Raw genomic sequence first — 17517 nt, forward strand, 5'->3', positions numbered from 1 at the left:
TGCCAGTGCACCGCTGAAGGTTTCATGACCCATCTCTCTGGAGCGCCCGCGCGGCGCCATCTGCTGCTCGGCCTGGCTTGCAGCGCCGTCTTCTGCGCCGCCCTGCCCGTCCTGGCGCAGGACTATCCCAACAAGCCCGTCGAACTCGTGGTCTCGGCCGCGGCCGGCGGCGGCACCGACGCCGTGGCACGCACTTTCTCCGAGGCCGCACGCACCCACTTCAGCCAGCCCATCGTCGTCGTCAACAAGCCCGGCGCGGCCAGTTCCATCGGCTTCACCGATGTGGCCCTGTCGAAGAAGGATGGCTACAAGATGGGCGTCATCAGCGTGAACCTGGCGATCCTGCCCGCGCTGAACCTGACCAAGGTGACGGTGGAGGACTACAGCTTCATCGCGCGCTTGAACAACGACCCCTCGGCCATCACGGTGGCAGCCGATGCGCCCTGGAAGAGCATCGAGGAGTTCCTGGCCGCGGCCAAGCAGGCGCCCGAGAAGATCCGCGTGGGCAACGCCGGCACCGGCGACGCCTGGCACGTGGCCGCGCTGGCACTGGAGGAAAAGACCGGCACGCGCTTCACGCACATCCCCTACCAGGGCGGCAATCCGGCCGTGCTGAGCCTGCTCGGCGGCCACCTCGATGCCGTGACCGTGAGCCCCGGCGAGGTCGCCCAGCACGTGGCCGCCGGCAAGCTGCGCGTGCTCGCCGTGATGGCCGATGCGCGCATGCCGGGCCTGTTCGCGAACACCCCCACGCTCAAGGAGCGCGGCATCGACCTGACCGTGGGTGCCTGGCGCGGCCTGGTCGTGCCCAAGGGCACGCCCGACGAGGTGGTGGCCAAGCTGCGCACCATGGCACGCGCCGCGGCGGCCGAGCCGGCCTTCCGCGAGACGCTGGAGCGCGCCAACCTGGGCTACTCGTACGCCGAGGGCGACCTGTTCCTCAAGCAGATCCTGGCGGACCGCGAGATGTTCAAGGGCATCCTGGCCAAGATCGACGTGAAGAAGTGACAGGTCTTCAGAGCAGTTGCGGGTTGCGCTGCCACACGGACCAGGTCAGCGCGGTGGCGAACGTCACCCAGACCAGGTAGGGCAGCAGCAGCAGGCCGGCGCTGCGCCGGATACGCCAGAAGCCGGCCAGCGTGGCCGCCAGCAGTACCCACAGCAGCACGATGTCGGCGAAGGCCGGCGCGCCGAGCCGCCAGCCGAAGAACAGCCAACTCCACAGCCCATTGGCCGCAAGCTGCGCCACGAACAGGCCCAGCGGCACGGCCGCGCCGCCCCAGCTGCGCTGGCGCCACACCTGCCAGGCAGCAACCGCCATCATGGCGTAGAGCAGCGTCCAGACCGGGCCGAACACGCTGGCGGGCGGGGCCCAGTCCGGCCGGTTCAGCTGTGCATAGAAGCCGGGCGCATCGCGCGAGGCCAGCGCGCCCAGCGCAGCCACCGCAAAGCACAGCAACAGCCAGCCCAGAAGTCCGAGCCAGGGGTGTCGGGTGCGCGCAGTTGGGGGTGGTGGCAAGGGCATCGCCCCATGATGCCTGCGGCGCCCGACGACGTCTGTAGGCGTGGCGCGCGGCTGCGGGCAGGCCCTCAGTGGTCGCGCAGGCGCTTGTAGCGGGCCAGCAGCCGTGCGCCCTTCGCGGCGATGCGGCGCGCAGCCGCTTCGGTGCGTGGCACCGGTTCGCCCCAGGCATGGGCCGATAACGCAAAGCGCGTGGGCTTGCCATGCGCATCGCGCAGCGGCGGAAGTTCGGCGCGGCCGTAGAAGCGCATGGCCCAGCTGCCCTTGCGGCGCATCTCCTCGGGCGTCATGTCGCGCACCAGCTTGGTCACGCCGGGCTTCAGGTGCGCGCCGTCGCTGCGCTTGAACGCGGCGCGGCCGGCCGGCGTGAGGCCGCCCTTGGGATCGCGCGTCTTCTGGCGCTTCGCCGCCTGCATGTTGTCGACCAGGTTGGGATAGGGGCGGCCGGCGGCGCGCGCATGCTTGCGAGCGGACGCCTTGGCCGCCGGGCTCAGCGGCTGGCGGTGCGTGCCGCGCGGCGCGGGCTGGTTCCAGGGTTCTTCATCGTGGTGGGCGCGTGCCATGGCCATGTTCCTCGTGCAATGCGATCGGCCCATGCTGCACCGCCGCGGCCGCCGTGAACGTGCGTCGGCGGCTGCGACGGCCGTGGGATGCCGCCGACGTGACAGCCGCGCCGGTGCGGGTAGCCAATGTGACACGGCCGCCGCGCAACGCTGCGCTAGGCTCGCGCACCGTCAACCCCAGAACGCCCAAACATGGATTTCAGCCTCTCGCCCTTGCAACAGGAACTGCAGGAGCGCACGCGCCGCTTCATCGCCGAAGAGGTGATTCCACTGGAGAAAGACCCGCGCCAGGACCACCACGGCCCGCACGAGGCGCTGCGCGACGAGCTCGTCGCGCGCGCCAAGCGTGCCGGCCTGCTGACGCCGCACGCATCGAAAGAGCACGGCGGCCTGGGCCTGTCGCACGTGGACAAGGCCATCGTGTTCGAGGAAGCCGGCTACTCGCCGCTGGGCCCGGTGGCGCTCAACATCCACGCGCCCGACGAAGGCAATGTGCACCTGATGGAAGTGGTGGCCACGGCCGCGCAGAAGACGCGCTGGCTGCAGCCGCTGATCGACGGCAGCGTGCGCTCGTGCTTCTGCATGACCGAGCCGCCGCCGGGTGCGGGCTCCGACCCGTCGATGATGCAGACCCTGGCCGTGCGCGACGGCGACGACTACGTCATCACCGGCACCAAGTGGTTCATCACGGGCGCCACGGGCGCGGGCTTCGCCATCATCATGGCGCGCATGGAAGACGGCAGCGCCACCATGTTCCTGGCCGACATGGCCCAGAAAGAGATCGTCATCGAGCGCCAGATCGACGCGCTGGACAGCTGCTTCACGGGCGGCCACGGCGTGGTGCGCTTCGACGGTCTGCGCGTGCCGGCCACCGACGTGCTGGGCGAGCTGGGCCAGGGCTTCCGCTACGCGCAGATCCGCCTGGCGCCCGCGCGCCTCACGCACTGCATGCGCTGGCTGGGCCAGGCGCGCCGCGCGCACGACGTGGCGAGCGAGTACGCCAAGACGCGCCAGGCCTTCGGCCAGCCGCTGGTGGAGCACGAGGGCGTGGGTTTCATGCTGGCCGACAACGAGATGGACCTGCACAGCGCGCGGCTGGCGATCTGGCACTGCGCCTGGGTGCTGGACCAGGGCGAGAAGGGCCGCCACGAATCCAGCGTGGCCAAGGTGCTGTGCTCCGAGGCCGAGTGGCGCGTGGTCGACCGCTCGGTGCAGATCCTGGGCGCCAGCGGCGTCTCGGACGAGACCATCGTCGCGCGCATCTTTCGCGACATGCGCGCCTTCCGCGTCTACGACGGCCCGAGCGAGGTGCACCGCTGGAGCATGGCCAAGACCATCGCGCGGCGCGGCCTGCGCTGAGCTGACCCGTCTGCGGGCGGCTACGGCCGTGCCGTCGCCTTCAGTTGCTCGACCAGCCGCTCGCGCAGCACCGCCAGGCCGCGGTCGTCGTCGGCCGCCTTGCGCGTCACCAGCGTGAGCTCCAGCACCGGCGCATTGCGCCCCAGTCGCAGCACGCGCACCGGATAGGCCGTGAGCAGGGTGCCGTCCAGCAGGTGGATGATGGCCACGCCCAGGCCGCCGCTGACCATGGCGACGATGGCCGGTGCCGAATCCAGCTCCAGCACGCCGCGCTTGTCGGGCACCAGCGACAGCACATGGCGGGCGGCCATCGCACCGGTGACGGTGTTGCGGTCGTAGCGGATCCAGTCGTGCCGGCGCAGCAGGGCCGTGGCACTGGACTCGGTGGCATCTGGCGGCGCGATCAGCACCAGCTCGCGCCGCGCCAGCGGCCACCAGCGCAGCTGCTCGCTGCCGCCCTTGGCCGGCATGGCCACCACGGCCGCATCGATCTGGCCGGCCTTGACGCCTGCGATCAGCGTGGCGCTGCGCCCGCGCACCGGCCGCACCGCGAGCCGCGGGTGCTGCGCGCGCAGCGCCGACAGCGTGCCGGGCAACAACGAAGGCAGCAGCGACTCGATCACGCCCAAGCGGAGCACGCCTTCGATCTCGATGCCGGGGCGCCGACGCAGGCCGTCGAGCCGCTGCAGCCCGCCGCGCATGGCGGCGGCGACATCGAACGCCGCCACGCGCGGGCGCACCTGTGGGCCGGAACGGTCGAACAGCGGCTGACCCAGGTACTGCTCGAGCTGCTTCATCTGCATGCTGACAGCACTTGGCGTGAGGTTCATCGCGGCCGCGGCACTGGCGAAGCTGCCCGTGCGCAGCACCGCATCGAGCGTGGAGAAAGCTTCGATCTTCATCAAATTCCTTGACGTTCCAATTCAACAATCATCGCTTTTTCTTGACGATGCTCAAACCTAGACTCATGGCCATCCCCACTGGAGACCGCATGAGCCAAGAGAACAAGCCAAGCGCCTGGTTGGCGCGCGACGCCGCGCAGGACCTGTCCTGGACCATCCACATGACTTCCGAGGAAGCCGCCGGCTTCGACGCCGCGCTGGCCCACGCCGAGGCCGCCGCCAAGCCGCTGCTGGCCATGACGCGCGCCGACTTCCCGCTGCCGCCGGCCTCGCGCGCCGTGCTGGAGCGCGCCATCGCCACCACCCAGGGCCGTTGGGGCATGTGCCTGCTCAAGGGCTTCGGCGTGGACCGCTGGACCGAAGCGCAGACCCGCCTGGCCTACTGGGGCATGGGCCTGCACATGGGCACGGCGCGCACGCAGAACCGCGCCAGCGAGATCATCAACGACGTGCGCGACACCGGCGCGGACTACAAGGTCAAGGGCGGCCGCGGCTACAACACCAACGCCGGACTGGACTTCCACCAGGACTCCTGCGACGTGGTGGCGCTGCTCTGCCGGCGCACCGCCAAGAGCGGCGGCACCAGCAAGGTGATCAGCTCGATCGCGCTGCGCGACGAGGTGGCCCGGCTGCGGCCCGACCTGGTGCCCGTGCTGCAGCAGGACTGGTACCACAGCTACCAGGGCACGCAGGACCCGGTGCAGCCGCCCTACTACCGCTGCCCCATCGTCGGCGACGACCCCGACTGGTTCTGCGCCCGCACCAACCGCAAGAACACCGACGCCGCGCAGCGCGACTTCGACGAGGTGCCGCGCCTGTCGACCGCCCAACGCGAGGTGCTCGACCTGCTGGACCAGCTCATGCCCAGCGACAAGCTCTGCTACTCGATGGAACTGGAGCAAGGCGACCTGCAGCTGCTCAACAACTACGTGACGCTGCACTCGCGCACGCCGTTCGAGGACTTCGACACGCCCGACCGCAAGCGCCACCTGCTGCGCCTGTGGCTGGCCGTGCCGTCCTCGCAGCCGCTGCCGCCGCAATGGGAGGAGTACTACGGTGATCGCCGTGCCGGCAGCGTGCGCGGCGGCGTGCGCGGCAGCGCCATCACGGCCGAGTTCCTGGCCTACGAGGAACGCCAGGCGGCCGATCTGGGCATGGCCTGGCGGCCCTGGCGCCCCCTGGTCACGCGCGACACCGCCAGCGCCTGAAGCACAGCGACAACGATTCCACGGAGTACGAGACATGCAACGACGCGAACTGCTGGGCGCCCTGGGTGGCATGCTGGCCCTGTCCACCACCACGGGCCTGCAGGCCCAGCCCGCCGTGACCCGGCTGCTGGTCGGCGCCACACCGGGCGGCGGCACCGACATCGTGGCACGTGCGCTGGCACAGGAACTCAGCACGCGCATGGGCCGCCAGTTCATCGTGGACAACCGGCCCGGTGCAGCCGGCAACATCGCGGCCCAGGCCGTGGCCAAGGCCCAACCCGACGGTGCCACGCTGCTGCTGAGCTACACCAGCCACGTCATCAACCCCTCGCTGTACGACAAGCTGCCGTTCGACACGGTGCGCGACTTCACGCCCATCGCGGGCGTGGCCTCGCTGCCCGGCATCCTGGTTGCCCACCCCGCGCTGCCGGCCAACACGCTGCCCGAGCTCATCGCGCTGGCCAAGGCCAAGCCGGGCAAGCTCAACATCGCGATCGCCGGCCTGGGCAGCTCCAACCACCTCGCCGGCGAGGTGCTCAAGCTCGACGCCGGCCTGCAGATCACCAGCGTGCCCTACAAGGGCACGGGGCCGGCGCTGCAGGAGGTCGTGGCCGGGCAGATCGAGCTCGTGATCTCGGGCGTGGCCAGCGTGCAGCAGTTGCTCAAGGCCGGCAAGGTCAAGGCGCTGGCCGTGACCAGCCTGCAGCGCGTGGCCGAGTTCCCGCAGGTGCCCACCATCGCCGAGACGCTGTCGGGCTTCGACTTCAGTTCCTGGTACGGGGTGTTCGGCCCAGCCGGCATGGACGCGGCCGAGACCCAGCGCCTGGCGCAGGCGGTGCAGGCGGCGCTGCAGTCGCCCGCGCTGCGCGAGCGCTTCCGCCACGAGGGCCTGATCGCGATGTCGCGCGGCCAAGCTGAGTTCGGCGCCTTCGTGCAGAGTGAGATTTCGCGCTGGGCCAAGATCGTCACCGCCACCGGCGCCAAAGCAGAATGACGACGCTGCGCGAACGCCTGGCCGAGCCCCGGCCGCTGCTGGTCCCCGGCGTCTACGACGCGCTGACCGCGCTGCTGGCCGAGCAGGCCGGATTCGAGGCGCTGTACCTGTCGGGCGGTGCCGTGGCCTACAGCCAGCTCGGCCGCTCCGACATCGGGCTGACGACGGCCAGCGAGACGGCCAACGTGCTAGCCCGCATCACCGACCGCGTCCGCTTGCCCGTCATCGTCGATGGCGACACCGGCTACGGCAATGCGCTCAATGTGCAGCGCACGGTGCGCGACTTCGAGCGCGCCGGTGCCGCCATGGTCCAGCTCGAAGACCAGGACTTTCCCAAACGCTGCGGCCACCTGGCCGGCAAGTCGCTGGTGTCCTCCGCCGAAATGCAGGGCAAGCTGCATGCCGCGCTGGATGCACGCCGCTCGCCCGAGACACTGATTCTGGCGCGCACCGATGCCGTGGCGGTCGAGGGCCTGGACGCCGCGTTCGAGCGTGCCGAAGCCTACCTGGCATGCGGCGTGGACGCGCTGTTCATCGAGGCGCTGCGCTCGCGCGAGCAGATGCAGCAGGCCTGCGCGCGTTTCGCCAGCCGCACGCCCATGCTCGCCAACATGGTCGAGGGCGGCCAGACGCCGATCGGCAGCGCCGGCGAACTCGGCGAGATCGGCTTTCGCATCGCCATCTTTCCGGGCGGCACCGCGCGCTTCGTCGCGGCCGGCCTGCAGCAGTACTTCGCCCAGCTGAAGGCCGACGGCAGCACGGCCGCGCTGCGCGAGCGCATGCTGGACTTCGACCAGCTCAACGGCGTGATCGGCACGCCCGAACTGCTGGCCCAGGGCCAGATCTACGCCGATCCCAACGCGCGCTGACGCAGCAGCAGCGCCTGGGCCAGCAGCCCACCACCGGCCCAACCCAGCATCAGCACGCCCAGCCAGACCGGCCCGTCCATGGGCACCAGGCTCACGGCGAAGCCGCCCACCGCGCCAGTCAGCTGCTGCATGAGCCCGGCCACGGCCGCCGCCGAGCCGGCCAGCGCCGGCACCAGGCCCACCGTGCCGATCAGCGTGGGCGGCAGCAGCAGGCCGTGGCCGATGCCCATGGCCAGCATGGGCAACGACAGCGCCAACGGATGGTGCAGGCCGGCCAGGCCCAGCACCAGCACCGTGACCAGCCCACTGAGCGTGACGGCCTGGCCCAGGTTCATGAGGAAGCGGTCGCTGCGGCCCGCATGCAGCAGCCGTTGCGTGAGCAGGTTGCCGACCACATAGGCCACCGGCGGCGTCATGATGTACAGGCCCATCTGCTGCGGTCCCACGCCGTAGCTGGCCAGCACCAGCGGCGCGCCGCCCAGAAAGGTATAGAAGGTGCCGGCCGTCATCGCGAGGATGCCCACGTACAGCACGAAGGAGCGCTCGCGCGCCAGCCGCGCATAGCCGCCCAGCAGCGTCGCCACGCTGGCGCCCCGGGCCTGCACGGGCGGCGGCGTGGCCGGCAGCCAGCGCCAGGCCGCCACCAGCAGCCCCGCAGCCAGCACGGCGATCAGCAGGAAATTGGCCTGCCAGCCCCAGCGCGCATGCACCTGCCCGCCCAGCAGCATGGCCGTGGGCGGGCACAGGCCCATCATCATGCCGATGAAGGCCATCACGCGCGTGCGCTCGGAGCCCGTGAAGAGGTCCTGCACCATGGCCCGGCCGATCACCATGCCGGCCGCGCAGCCCGCGCCCTGCATCACGCGCGCGAGGTTGAGCACGGCCAGGCTGGGCGCCAGCGCCGCGGCCAGCGAACCCGCCAGCGCGAGCAACAGGCCGGCCAGCAGCACGGGCTTGCGGCCGATGCGGTCGGACACCGCGCCGTAGACCAGCTGGAACACGCCGTAGGCCGCCACGTAGCCGCCAAAGCCCAGCTGCACCTGGGCCTGGCTCGCGCCGAACTCGGCCGGCCACTGCTGCATGGAGGGCAGGCAGATGGTCATGGCCAACAGGCCCAGGGCCAGTTGCGCGACGAGGTTGGCGGTGAGCCAGACCGGACGGACGGAAGCGGCGGGAAGAACAGGCATCGTGGGCGGCAGGCGAAGCCGCCGATGTTGCCCCAAGTCGGCCGCCGTGCCGGTCCATGCGCGGCGTCGGACACCGGGCTTCGCCAACGGCGTGCCGCACAACGCGCCGCGTCCTACAGCGCTGCGGTCCGTGCCGACCAGAATGAATCCATGGCGCGACAGCCCGCCGCGCACCACCGGAGGACACCATGCGACATACCGCTTCCCTTCCCGTGCTGTTCGCGGCCGTGGTCGGCCTGGCAGCCGCAGGCGCCCAGGCGCAGGACCTGGTCGTCAACGAAGGCCAGGATTCGATCCGTTTGACCGATGCGGCCTGCAGCAACGCGGCCGTGCTCCAGCGCATCGCCCCGGCCGAGCGCGCCCTGTTCCGCACCGCATCGGCCACGCTGCAGGGCCAGCGCTACACCGCCTGCTGGAGCCGCGTCTCCAGCGCCGTCTACATCGTCTACGAAGACGGCGACCAAGGCCTGGTGCCGGTGGCCAGGCTCAAGGTGCCGGTGGACATCTGAGGTCCGGCGCCACAGCGCGACACAACTACTTGCAAATGCGCTGCCGTTCGGTTCACGGCCTTGTCATAGTGGCTGCGGAGACTCGCCGCCCAACAACAAGGAGGAACGAAGATGCAGCCGCTGCCCCAGCGCCCTTTCATGCGCGCCACGTTGGCCACCCTGGCCGCATGCACCCTGCTCGTCGCCTGCGGCGGCGACAGTGACGACTACCCCACACTGAGCGGCGACAAACCCCTGGTGGTGGGCCACCGCGGCGCCAGCGGCTACCGCCCCGAGCACACGCTGGCCTCCTACCAGCTGGCCATCGACATGGGTGCGGACTTCATCGAGCCCGACCTCGTGGCCACCAAGGACGGCGTGCTCGTCGCGCGCCACGAGCCCAACATCACCAACACCACCGACGTCTCCACGCGCGCCGAGTTCGCCGACCGCAAGACCACCAAGGTGGTCGACGGCGTGTCCGAGGAAGGCTGGTTCGCGTCGGACTTCACGCTGGCCGAGCTCAAGACCCTGTTCGCCAAGCAGGCCAACGCCGCGCGCGACCAGAGCTACAACCAGCAGTTCCGCATCCCCACGCTGCAGGAGGTGCTGGACCTGGCCAAGTCCGAGAGCGCGCGCCTGGGCCGCACCATCGGCGTGATCCCCGAGACCAAGCACCCGACTTTCCACGTCAACCTGGGCCTCAAGCTGGAAGACCGGCTGCTCGACCTGCTGGCCACGTACGGCTACACGCAGAAGAGCTCGCCCGTGGTCGTGCAGTCCTTCGAGGTCTCCAACCTCAAGTACCTGCGCAGCAAGAGCCAGATCCGGCTGGTGCAGCTGGTCGACGGCGATTCGGTCGACAAGAACGGCCAGATGCAGCTGGTCGCGCCCTACGACAAGCCCTACGACTTTGCCGTGGCCGGCGACCCACGCACCTTCGCGAGCCTGCTGACGCCCGAGGGCCTGCGCGAGATCAAGACCTATGCCGACATGATCGGCCCCTGGAAGCCCTACCTGATCCCGACCAGGCAGGTCGACGCCAACAACGACGGCCAGCCCGACGACCTCAACGGCGACGGCAAGATCGACGAGCGCGACCGCGTGGTGATGCCCACCACCGACGTGATCAAGAACGCCCATGCCGTCGGGCTGATGGTCGTGCCCTACACCTTCCGCAACGAACTGCCCGGCCTGCCGTCCGACGACAAGGGCGACCCCGTGAACGAGTACAAGCGCTTCTACGCCGCTGGCGTGGACGGGCTGTTCAGCGACTTCCCGGACACTGCCGTCAAGGCCCGCTGAACGAGGGACATCAGATTCGCATCAGCCGCAGGGTGTAGCCTCGCGGCCGATGCGCATCCTGCTCCTCGAAGACGATCCCTCGCTCGGCAGTTCGCTGCAGTCCTGGCTGCAGCTGGACGGCTATGCCGTGGACTGGCTGCAGCGCGGCGACCAGGCCGCTGCCGCGCTGGCCACGCACGACTACCAGTGCGTGCTGCTCGACCGCGGCCTGCCCGGCCTGGACGGCGATGCGGTGCTGGCCGCGCTGCGCGGCCGCGGCGCACCGGCCGCCCTCGTGCCGGTGATCGTGATCACCGCGCGCGACACCCTGCCCGACCGCGTACAGGGCCTGGACCTGGGCGCCGACGACTACCTGGTCAAGCCCTTCGACCTGGAAGAACTGTCGGCCCGCATCCGCGCGCTGCTGCGGCGCGAGGCGCGTCAGGGCTCCACCGAGCTGCGCCACGGTCCCGTGGTGCTGGACACCGCGGCCAAGCGCGTGCTGCTGGACGGCGCGCCGCTGGCGCTCACCGCGCGCGAGTTCGCCGTGCTGCGCGCGCTGATGCGCCGGCCCGGCCAGATCCTCTCGCGCGCGCAGCTGGAAGAAGCGCTGTACGGCTGGGGCGAGGAGGTGGAGAGCAACGCCATCGAGGTGCACATCTACAACCTGCGCAAGAAGCTGGGCAGCGGCTTCATCACCACGGTGCGCAACCAGGGCTACGGGCTGGCCACACCGTGAAGGCTTCTTATTCGCTGCGGCGCCGGCTGCTGGCCTGGGTGCTGGGTGCCAGCGTCACGGCCTGGCTGGTGAGCCTGGCCATCGTGGTCGGCGTGGCCTGGCACGAGTCCAGCGCGGTGTTCGACGAAGCCCTCGAAGAGACGGCCCGGCTGGCCCTGGCGTTGGGCACCGATCCGCAGCAGCGCAGCGCCACGCCGCGCGCCGGCAGCGCGCTCGCGGGCGAGAGCCGGCTCAAGCTGTACTACCAGTTGGTCGATGCCGACGGCCGCGTGCGCAGCCGTGCCGAGGATGCGCCCGCGCAGCCGTTCGTGCGCGACGCCAAGCGGCGCGACTTCCACGCCAACGTGTGGATCGACGGCAGCTACTGGCGCGTCTATGTCGAACGCGATGCGCGCAGCGGCCTCACGGCCCAGGTCGGCCAGCCCTGGAAGGAGCGCGCGGACCTGCTGGAGGAGATGGCCGAGAAGCTGGCCTGGCCCATGCTGGGGCTGCTCGTGCTGCTGGGCACGGTCTGCTGGCTCGCGATCCGGCGCCAGCTGGCACCGCTGGAGCGCACGGCCGCCGGCATCGCCGCCAAGTCGCCGCAGGACCTCTCGCCCGTGGCCGATGCCGGCCAGCCGCGCGAGCTGCGGCCCATCCTCGACGCGCTGAACGCGCTGCTGGGACGGCTCGGCCAGGCACTGGAATCCGAACGCCGCTTCACGGCCGACGCCGCGCATGAACTGCGCACGCCGCTGGCCGCGCTGCGCATGCGCGTGCAACTGCTCGAACGCCAGCAGGCCGGCCCGGCCGAACCGCTGCGCGCGCTGCGCGAGGACGTGGACCGCTGCACGGCACTCGTCGAAAGCCTGCTCGCGCTGGCCCGGCTCGACCCGGCACAGGCCGCGCCGGCACGCCAGCGCGTGGACCTGGCCGCACTGTTCGACAGCCTGGACCGAAGCCCCGCCGAGGCCCGCGGCATCACCGTCACGCAGGCCGTGGACGCTGCTGCACTGCAGGCCGAGCCGGCGCTGCTGGCCAGCGCGCTGCGCAGCCTGCTGGACAACGCCGTGCGCTACGGCCGCCCCGGCGGCCGCGTGCACCTGAGCGCCACGCCGCGGCCGGATGGCGGCGTGCGCCTGGGCGTGGCCGACGACGGCCCCGGCGTGGCACTGGCCGACCGCGCGCGCCTGGGCGAGCGCTTCTTCCGCGTGCTGGGCTCGGGCCAGACCGGCAACGGCCTGGGCCTGTCCATCGTCGCGCGCACCGCGGCGCTGCATGGCGCCCGTCTGCACTTCGCGGACGGGCTGGACGGCGGGGGGCTGGCGGTGCTGCTGGACTTCCCGCCCCGTCAGGGCAGCAGCGCGTAGCGGTAGCGCGCGGGCGCATCGCCCGAGGCGGAGAAGTGGTAGGGCAGCACCAGGTCCTGCGGCAGCGCCGGCAGCGCGTCCGTCAGCGGCTCGACCCACAGCAGCGGGCGCTCCGCCGGCAGGATGCCGTCGCCATCGTCGACCTCGACGTGCGCGCGCGGGAACTGCACCCGCAGCGCACCGGCCAGCGTGCGGTCGTTCGACACGATGGTGCCCTTGCCCGCATAGCCGCGCGCGCGCAGCGCCTGGGCCAGCTCGCGCACGGGCTGGTTGAGCTCGTCGGGCTTGTCGCGCAGGGCGTTGTAGGGCACGCGCGCGGTCAGCAGCACCAGCACCAGCACCGCCACGGTGGCGATCACGCGGCGCAGCCGCGGCAGCCGGGCATGCCCGGCCAGTTCCGGCGCGCAGCCGAAGAAGGCCACCGGCAGCAGGAACAGGAAGGGCATCATCCAGCGGTCTTTGAAACGCGTGACCTCGCCGAAGACCGTCATTGCCAGGAACAACAGGCCCAGCGCCAGGAAATAGCGCCGCCACAGTGCCTGCATGTCCACGCCAGCGCCAGCCGGCGGCGCGGCCGGCCGCCACCAGCGCGACCAGGCCCGCAACGCATCGCGGCCGAACACCAGGCCCAGCGTCAGGGCCCAGGGACCGGCGAACGCCAGCACCGCCAGCACCAGGCTGGACAGGCCCAGCCACAGCCCGTGGACGAAACCGACCGGCACCTTGCCTGTCAGCTTGCCGGCCGTCGATTCGATCGCCTGGTTCCAGTGCTGCAGCACCCACAGGCCATGCGGCACGACCATCAGCGCGGCCACGGCCACGGCCAGCAGCGTCCAACGGCTGAGCAGCACGGCGCGCGTGTCGCGGCCGGCCAGCAGGGCCAGCAGCAGCACCGCGAGAAAGCCCACATAGCTGTACTTGGTCAGCATGCCCAGGCCCGCGACGAAGCCGGTCAGCAGGTACAGCGCCGGCCGCGGGCGGTGCAGCAGCGCCATCACCACCGCCAGCGTGGCCGCGGACACGGTGGTCAGCAGCACCGAGTGCGTGAGGTCGCGCGAGGCCTCCCAGCCGATCTGCGGCATCAGCAGCATGCTGGCCGCCGCCACCGCGGCCAGGCTTGCGGGCATCAGCATGCGGCAGGCCAGCCAGACGCAGACATAGGCCGACGCCAGCAGCGCGTTCTTGAGCAGCGACAGCGTGAACACCGACACGCCCAGCACCTGGAACACCACCCATTGCAGCCAGGTGTACAGCGGCGGCTGGGCGCCGTAACCCCATTGCAGGTGCTGGGTCCACACCGCCTGCTCGGCCTCGTCGAGCTCCAGCGCCGGCGAGACCAGCACGCGGCCCAGCACATGGGCCGCGAAATAAAGCAGCAGCCAGCCCCAGGGCGGCATGGCCGTTGCGGGGAGAATGCGTGCGCGCGCAAGCGCAGGGGGGGGGCCGGCCATCGTGGGGAAGCTCGAATTCGCGCGCGATGATAGCGGCCCCGCCCGCACCAAAGCCCACCGGGGCGGCTGGCCATGGCGCCGGCGGTCGCGCCCGTCCCCAGAATGCAGCCCCCATCACGATGTCCACCGTCCCTTTGCCCGATCCCACGCTCCTGCACTCCGCCACCGCACCGCAGCCGCCGCAGGTGTCCATCGTCGTGCCGATGTTCAACGAGGCCGAGAGCGTGTCCGACCTGGTCGCACGCGTGGGCGAGGCCATGCAGGCCAGCGGCCGCAGCTTCGAACTGATCGCCGTGGACGACGGCTCGCGCGACGGCACGCCCGCACTGCTGCGCCAGCTGGCCCACACGCGGCCGTGGCTGCGCCCGGTCTGCCTAGCGCGCAACTACGGCCAGTCCTGCGCGTTGCAGGCCGGCTTCGACCGCGTGCGGGGCAGCTACGTGGTGACGCTGGACGCCGACCTGCAGAACGATCCGCTGGACATCCCCGCGCTGCTGGACCGGCTGGACGCCGAGCCCGAACTCGACTCCCTGTCGGGCTGGCGCCAGAACCGCCAGGACAAGGCCTTGTCGCGCAAACTGCCGTCGATGTTGGCCAACCGGCTGATCTCACGCACCACGGGCCTGCAGTTGCACGACTACGGCTGTGCACTGAAGGCCTACCGCCGGCCCATCGTCGACCGCATCCGGCTCTATGGCGAACTGCACCGCTTCCTGCCGCTGCTGGCGCACGACGCCGGCGCGCGCATCGCCGAGGTGCCCGTGCGCCACCATGCACGCGCCAAGGGCAAGTCCAAGTACGGCATCGACCGCACCTTCCGCGTCGTGCTCGACCTGGTGCTGGTGCTGTTCTTCCTGCGCTACCGCCAGCGCCCGCTGCACGCCTTCGGCGGCCTGGGCCTGTGGCTGGCCACGCCGGGCACGCTGATCCTGGCCTGGCTGTTCGCGCAGAAGCTGGCGGGCGAGGCCATCGGCGGCCGCCCGCTGCTGCTGGCCGGCGTGATGCTGGTGCTGGTGGGGATGCAGTTGGTCGTCGCCGGGCTGATCGGCGAGGTCATGATGCGCATCTACTACGAGGGCGGTGGCGGCAAGCAGTACCACCTGCGCGAAGACCCCGAGACCCCCGACGCGGCCCGCTGAGCCGATGGCCTGGCTGCGCATCGCGCTCGCGCCCGTCCTGCTGCTGGGGGTGCTGTGGTTCGTCGACCTCAGTGACGTGGCGCGCCAGCTGCGCCAGGCCCAGCCCGGCTGGCTGGCGGCGGCGCTGGCCAGCGCAGTCGCGTCCAACCTGGTCTCGGCCTGGCGCTGGCGTTCGCTGGTACGCTGGCTGGGCCATGGCCTGGCGCTCGGGCGCGCGATGCGGCTGTATTTCCAGGCCATGGCGCTGAGCGCGCTGTTGCCGGGTGCCGTGGTCGGCGGCGACGTGTTCCGCGCCGTGGCGCTGCGCCGCGGCGGCATGGAGACCTGGGCCGCCGGTTTGTCGGTGCTGCTGGACCGGCTCAGCGGCCTGTGGATGCTGTGGGTGCTGGCTGCCGCGACGGCCGCCTGGGCCTGGCACGGCGGCGCGCAGGCGGCACTGGTCGGCTGGGGCCTGCCGGCCTTCAGCGTGGCGCTGCCGGCCGTGGCCGCGGTGCTGCTGCTGGCCCTGCCGGCAGCGCTGCTCTGGGGCCTGCAGCGCGCGCCCCGGCCAGGCCGCGCCGCCGTGCTGGCGCAGCGCACGGACACCGCCGGCGAGTTCGGCCGCCAGCTGCTGCAGTCAGCGCTGGTGCAGCTGCTGTCGGTCGGCGCCCTGGCCTGCTGTGGCCAGGCACTGGGCCTGCAGCTGCCGTACTGGACCTATGCCATCGCGGCCGCCCCGACCTTTCTGATGGCCGCGCTGCCGGTCAGCTTCGGCGGCTGGGGCACGCGCGAGGCCGCCGCCGCGCTGAGCCTGGCGCCGTTCGGCGTGGCGGCTGCGCCCGCGGTGGCGGTCTCCCTGCTGTACGGCGTGCTCGGGCTGGTGCAGGCGCTGGCCGGCCTGGGGCTGACGCTGCTGCAGCGGCGCACCGAGCGCTGAAGCCGGCCGCACAATGCGGCCCATGTCCGAGCCCACCCTGCTGCGCATCGAGCCCCTCGCCGAGCGGCATTTCGCCGGCCTGCACCAGGCACTCGACCAGGTGGCGCGCGAGAAGCGCTACCTGGCCTTCACGCAGGCACCGCCTTTCGAGGAGGCCCGGGCTTTCTACCGCGGCATCGTCGCCGCCAGCTTGTGCCAGTGCATCGCCGTGCTGGACGACGAAGTCGTCGGCTGGTGCGACGTGCTGCCGGTGCGCGGCGAGGCACGCGCGCACGTCGGCACGCTGGGCATCGGCCTCGTGCCCAGGGCGCGCCACCGCGGCATCGGCGCCCGCCTGCTGGAGCAGGCCATTGCCGGCGCCTGGGCGCGCGGCATGGCGCGCATCGAGCTGGCGGTGCGTGCCGACAACCTGAATGCCCAGGCCCTGTACCGGCGCTTCGGCTTCGTGCAGGAAGGCGTGCAGCGCCATGCCTACTGCACCGATGGCGCCTACCACGACAGCCTGGCCATGGCGTTGCTGCGGCCCGGTCTCTAGGCGGGCGCCGCCCACTGCGCGGCAATGCGCGCTGCCTGCGCGATCGGTGCGTCCAGCGCCGGCGCATCGGCCGCATGCCGCGTCGTGAACACGGCCAGCACCAGCGGCGCGCGTGCCGGCGGCCACACCACGGCCATATCGATGGCCGAGCCATAGGACCCCTGGCCGCTGGTGCCGGTCTTGTTGCCCACCACCCAACCGGCTGGCATGCCGGCGCGGATGCGCGCCGCGCCCGTCACCGTGCCGCGCAGCCAGGTGGCCAGTTGCTCGCGCTGCGCCGGCGCCAGCGCGTCGCCGACGACCAGCTTGCGCAGGCTCTCGGCCATGGCGCGCGGTGTGGTGGTGTCGCGCGGATCGCCCGGCAGCGAGCTGTTGAGCTCCAGTTCCCAGCGGTCGAGGCGGAACTGCGCATCGCCGATGCTGCGCATGAAGGCCGTCAGCCCGGCCGGTCCGCCGATGCGCTGCAGCAGCAGGTTGGCGGCGGCGTTGTCGCTGGTCTGCACAGTGGCCTCGCATAGCGCATCCACGCGCATGCCCTGGGCCAGGTGCTGCGTGGTGACGGGCGAATGCGGCAGCAGGTCGCCACGCGTGTAGCGCACGGACTGCGCCAGCAGGCCGGGCTCGGTGCTGCTGCGCGCCAGGATGGCCGCGGCCAGCAAGGCCTTGAAGCTGCTGCACATCGGGAAGCGCTCGTCGGCGCGCTGCCCCAGCAGCGCGCCGTCGGCGGTATCGAGCGCACAGACGCCGATGCGACCAGCAAAACCCTGCTCCAGGGCAGCGAGGGCGCTTTCAGCCTGCGCCTGGCCGGCGCGGCGTGCCGGTGCGGCACAGGCACTGACGAGTGGCATGGCAGCAGCGGCCAGCAGCAGCGCACGGCGGCTGTGCGAAAGGGGGGAATGCATGGAAAGGTCTCCGAGTGAAGGATGAAGAGCGGGAAGGTGTCGCGACGCTGCGCATGCTAGGCGGCACCGGCCAGGGTTCCAAGCACGGCGCTCGACCCGCACGCCCCGGT

Annotated in this window: 18 protein-coding genes; 12 read left to right on the forward strand and 6 right to left on the reverse strand. The window is 71.4% G+C overall.

Annotation, left to right across the window (positions count from 1 at the left end):
* Positions 1-24: 24 nt before the first annotated feature.
* Positions 25-1008: a tripartite tricarboxylate transporter substrate binding protein gene (locus ASF45_RS00210; protein WP_056655098.1), complete on the forward strand. Its 984-nt coding sequence runs from the start codon at positions 25-27 to the stop codon at positions 1006-1008.
* Between the two features lie 7 nt (positions 1009-1015).
* Here the strand turns inward: ASF45_RS00210 and ASF45_RS00215 are convergent, their stop codons facing one another.
* Entirely contained in the window at positions 1016-1519 is a 504-nt protein-coding gene (locus tag ASF45_RS00215) for a TspO/MBR family protein (RefSeq protein WP_235580774.1), read from the reverse strand.
* Positions 1520-1590: 71 nt separating this feature from the next.
* The gene (locus ASF45_RS00220; RefSeq protein ID WP_056657326.1) at positions 1591-2085 is read right to left on the reverse strand and encodes a DUF6321 domain-containing protein; all 495 of its coding nucleotides are present in this window, start codon (positions 2083-2085) and stop codon (positions 1591-1593) included.
* A gap of 192 nt (positions 2086-2277) precedes the next feature.
* On the opposite strand from ASF45_RS00220, the gene ASF45_RS00225 reads away from it, so the two are divergent.
* Positions 2278-3444 carry an acyl-CoA dehydrogenase family protein gene (locus ASF45_RS00225; RefSeq protein WP_056655102.1) on the forward strand — a complete coding sequence of 389 codons (1167 nt, stop codon included), beginning with the start codon at positions 2278-2280 and terminating at the stop codon, positions 3442-3444.
* 20 nt (positions 3445-3464) lie between these two features.
* Here ASF45_RS00225 and ASF45_RS00230 read toward each other — a convergent pair whose 3' ends face one another.
* Positions 3465-4346 (reverse strand): LysR family transcriptional regulator, encoded by an 882-nt coding sequence (locus ASF45_RS00230; protein WP_056655105.1) that lies wholly within the window; start codon positions 4344-4346, stop codon positions 3465-3467.
* 89 nt (positions 4347-4435) lie between these two features.
* Between ASF45_RS00230 and ASF45_RS00235 the strand changes: the two genes are divergently transcribed.
* The 3 genes from ASF45_RS00235 to ASF45_RS00245 are packed head-to-tail and all read left to right on the forward strand — an operon-like array spanning position 4436 to position 7417.
* Entirely contained in the window at positions 4436-5554 is a 1119-nt protein-coding gene (locus ASF45_RS00235) for a TauD/TfdA family dioxygenase (protein WP_056655108.1), read from the forward strand.
* 34 nt (positions 5555-5588) lie between these two features.
* A complete protein-coding gene (locus tag ASF45_RS00240; RefSeq protein WP_056655112.1) occupies positions 5589-6548 on the forward strand; it encodes a tripartite tricarboxylate transporter substrate binding protein in 960 nt (319 codons plus the stop codon).
* On the forward strand, positions 6545-7417 hold the full coding sequence (locus tag ASF45_RS00245) for an oxaloacetate decarboxylase (RefSeq protein ID WP_056655115.1): 873 nt from the start codon (positions 6545-6547) through the stop codon (positions 7415-7417). The genes ASF45_RS00240 and ASF45_RS00245 overlap by 4 nt, the downstream gene beginning before the upstream one ends.
* On the opposite strand, the gene ASF45_RS00250 is transcribed toward ASF45_RS00245, so the two are convergent.
* Positions 7393-8604, reverse strand: a complete 1212-nt coding sequence (locus ASF45_RS00250) for an MFS transporter (RefSeq protein ID WP_056655118.1) — start codon at positions 8602-8604, stop codon at positions 7393-7395. The genes ASF45_RS00245 and ASF45_RS00250 overlap by 25 nt on opposite strands.
* Positions 8605-8792: 188 nt before the next feature.
* Between ASF45_RS00250 and ASF45_RS00255 the strand changes: the two genes are divergently transcribed.
* The 4 genes from ASF45_RS00255 to ASF45_RS00270 all read left to right on the forward strand — a co-directional run bounded on the left by ASF45_RS00255 (position 8793) and on the right by ASF45_RS00270 (position 12464).
* Positions 8793-9113 carry a hypothetical protein gene (locus ASF45_RS00255; RefSeq protein ID WP_156472755.1) on the forward strand — a complete coding sequence of 107 codons (321 nt, stop codon included), beginning with the start codon at positions 8793-8795 and terminating at the stop codon, positions 9111-9113.
* A 111-nt stretch (positions 9114-9224) separates the two neighbouring features.
* The gene (locus tag ASF45_RS00260) at positions 9225-10397 is read left to right on the forward strand and encodes a glycerophosphodiester phosphodiesterase (RefSeq protein WP_369802088.1); all 1173 of its coding nucleotides are present in this window, start codon (positions 9225-9227) and stop codon (positions 10395-10397) included.
* 49 nt (positions 10398-10446) lie between these two features.
* Entirely contained in the window at positions 10447-11115 is a 669-nt protein-coding gene (locus ASF45_RS00265; protein ID WP_056655126.1) for a response regulator transcription factor, read from the forward strand.
* Entirely contained in the window at positions 11112-12464 is a 1353-nt protein-coding gene (locus tag ASF45_RS00270) for an ATP-binding protein (RefSeq protein ID WP_056655129.1), read from the forward strand. The genes ASF45_RS00265 and ASF45_RS00270 overlap by 4 nt, the downstream gene beginning before the upstream one ends.
* Here ASF45_RS00270 and ASF45_RS00275 read toward each other — a convergent pair.
* Positions 12446-13915 carry a glycosyltransferase family 39 protein gene (locus ASF45_RS00275; RefSeq protein ID WP_200932088.1) on the reverse strand — a complete coding sequence of 490 codons (1470 nt, stop codon included), beginning with the start codon at positions 13913-13915 and terminating at the stop codon, positions 12446-12448. The two genes, ASF45_RS00270 and ASF45_RS00275, sit on opposite strands and share 19 nt — an antisense overlap.
* A 119-nt stretch (positions 13916-14034) precedes the next feature.
* Between ASF45_RS00275 and ASF45_RS00280 the strand changes: the two genes are divergently transcribed.
* Genes ASF45_RS00280 through ASF45_RS00290 form a run of 3 tightly spaced genes read left to right on the forward strand, consistent with a single transcriptional unit; the run spans position 14035 to position 16505 of the window.
* A complete protein-coding gene (locus tag ASF45_RS00280; RefSeq protein WP_056655134.1) occupies positions 14035-15054 on the forward strand; it encodes a glycosyltransferase family 2 protein in 1020 nt (339 codons plus the stop codon).
* A gap of 4 nt (positions 15055-15058) precedes the next feature.
* A complete protein-coding gene (locus ASF45_RS00285; RefSeq protein ID WP_056655137.1) occupies positions 15059-15970 on the forward strand; it encodes a lysylphosphatidylglycerol synthase transmembrane domain-containing protein in 912 nt (303 codons plus the stop codon).
* Between the two features lie 22 nt (positions 15971-15992).
* Positions 15993-16505 carry a GNAT family N-acetyltransferase gene (locus ASF45_RS00290; RefSeq protein ID WP_056655140.1) on the forward strand — a complete coding sequence of 171 codons (513 nt, stop codon included), beginning with the start codon at positions 15993-15995 and terminating at the stop codon, positions 16503-16505.
* On the opposite strand, the gene bla is transcribed toward ASF45_RS00290, so the two are convergent.
* Positions 16502-17407 carry a class A beta-lactamase gene (gene bla, locus ASF45_RS00295; protein ID WP_056655142.1) on the reverse strand — a complete coding sequence of 302 codons (906 nt, stop codon included), beginning with the start codon at positions 17405-17407 and terminating at the stop codon, positions 16502-16504. The two genes, ASF45_RS00290 and bla, sit on opposite strands and share 4 nt — an antisense overlap.
* Positions 17408-17517: the final 110 nt, after the last annotated feature.

It is taken from the genome of Pseudorhodoferax sp. Leaf265, from assembly GCF_001422365.1.
In the GTDB taxonomy this organism is placed as follows: domain Bacteria; phylum Pseudomonadota; class Gammaproteobacteria; order Burkholderiales; family Burkholderiaceae_C; genus Pseudorhodoferax.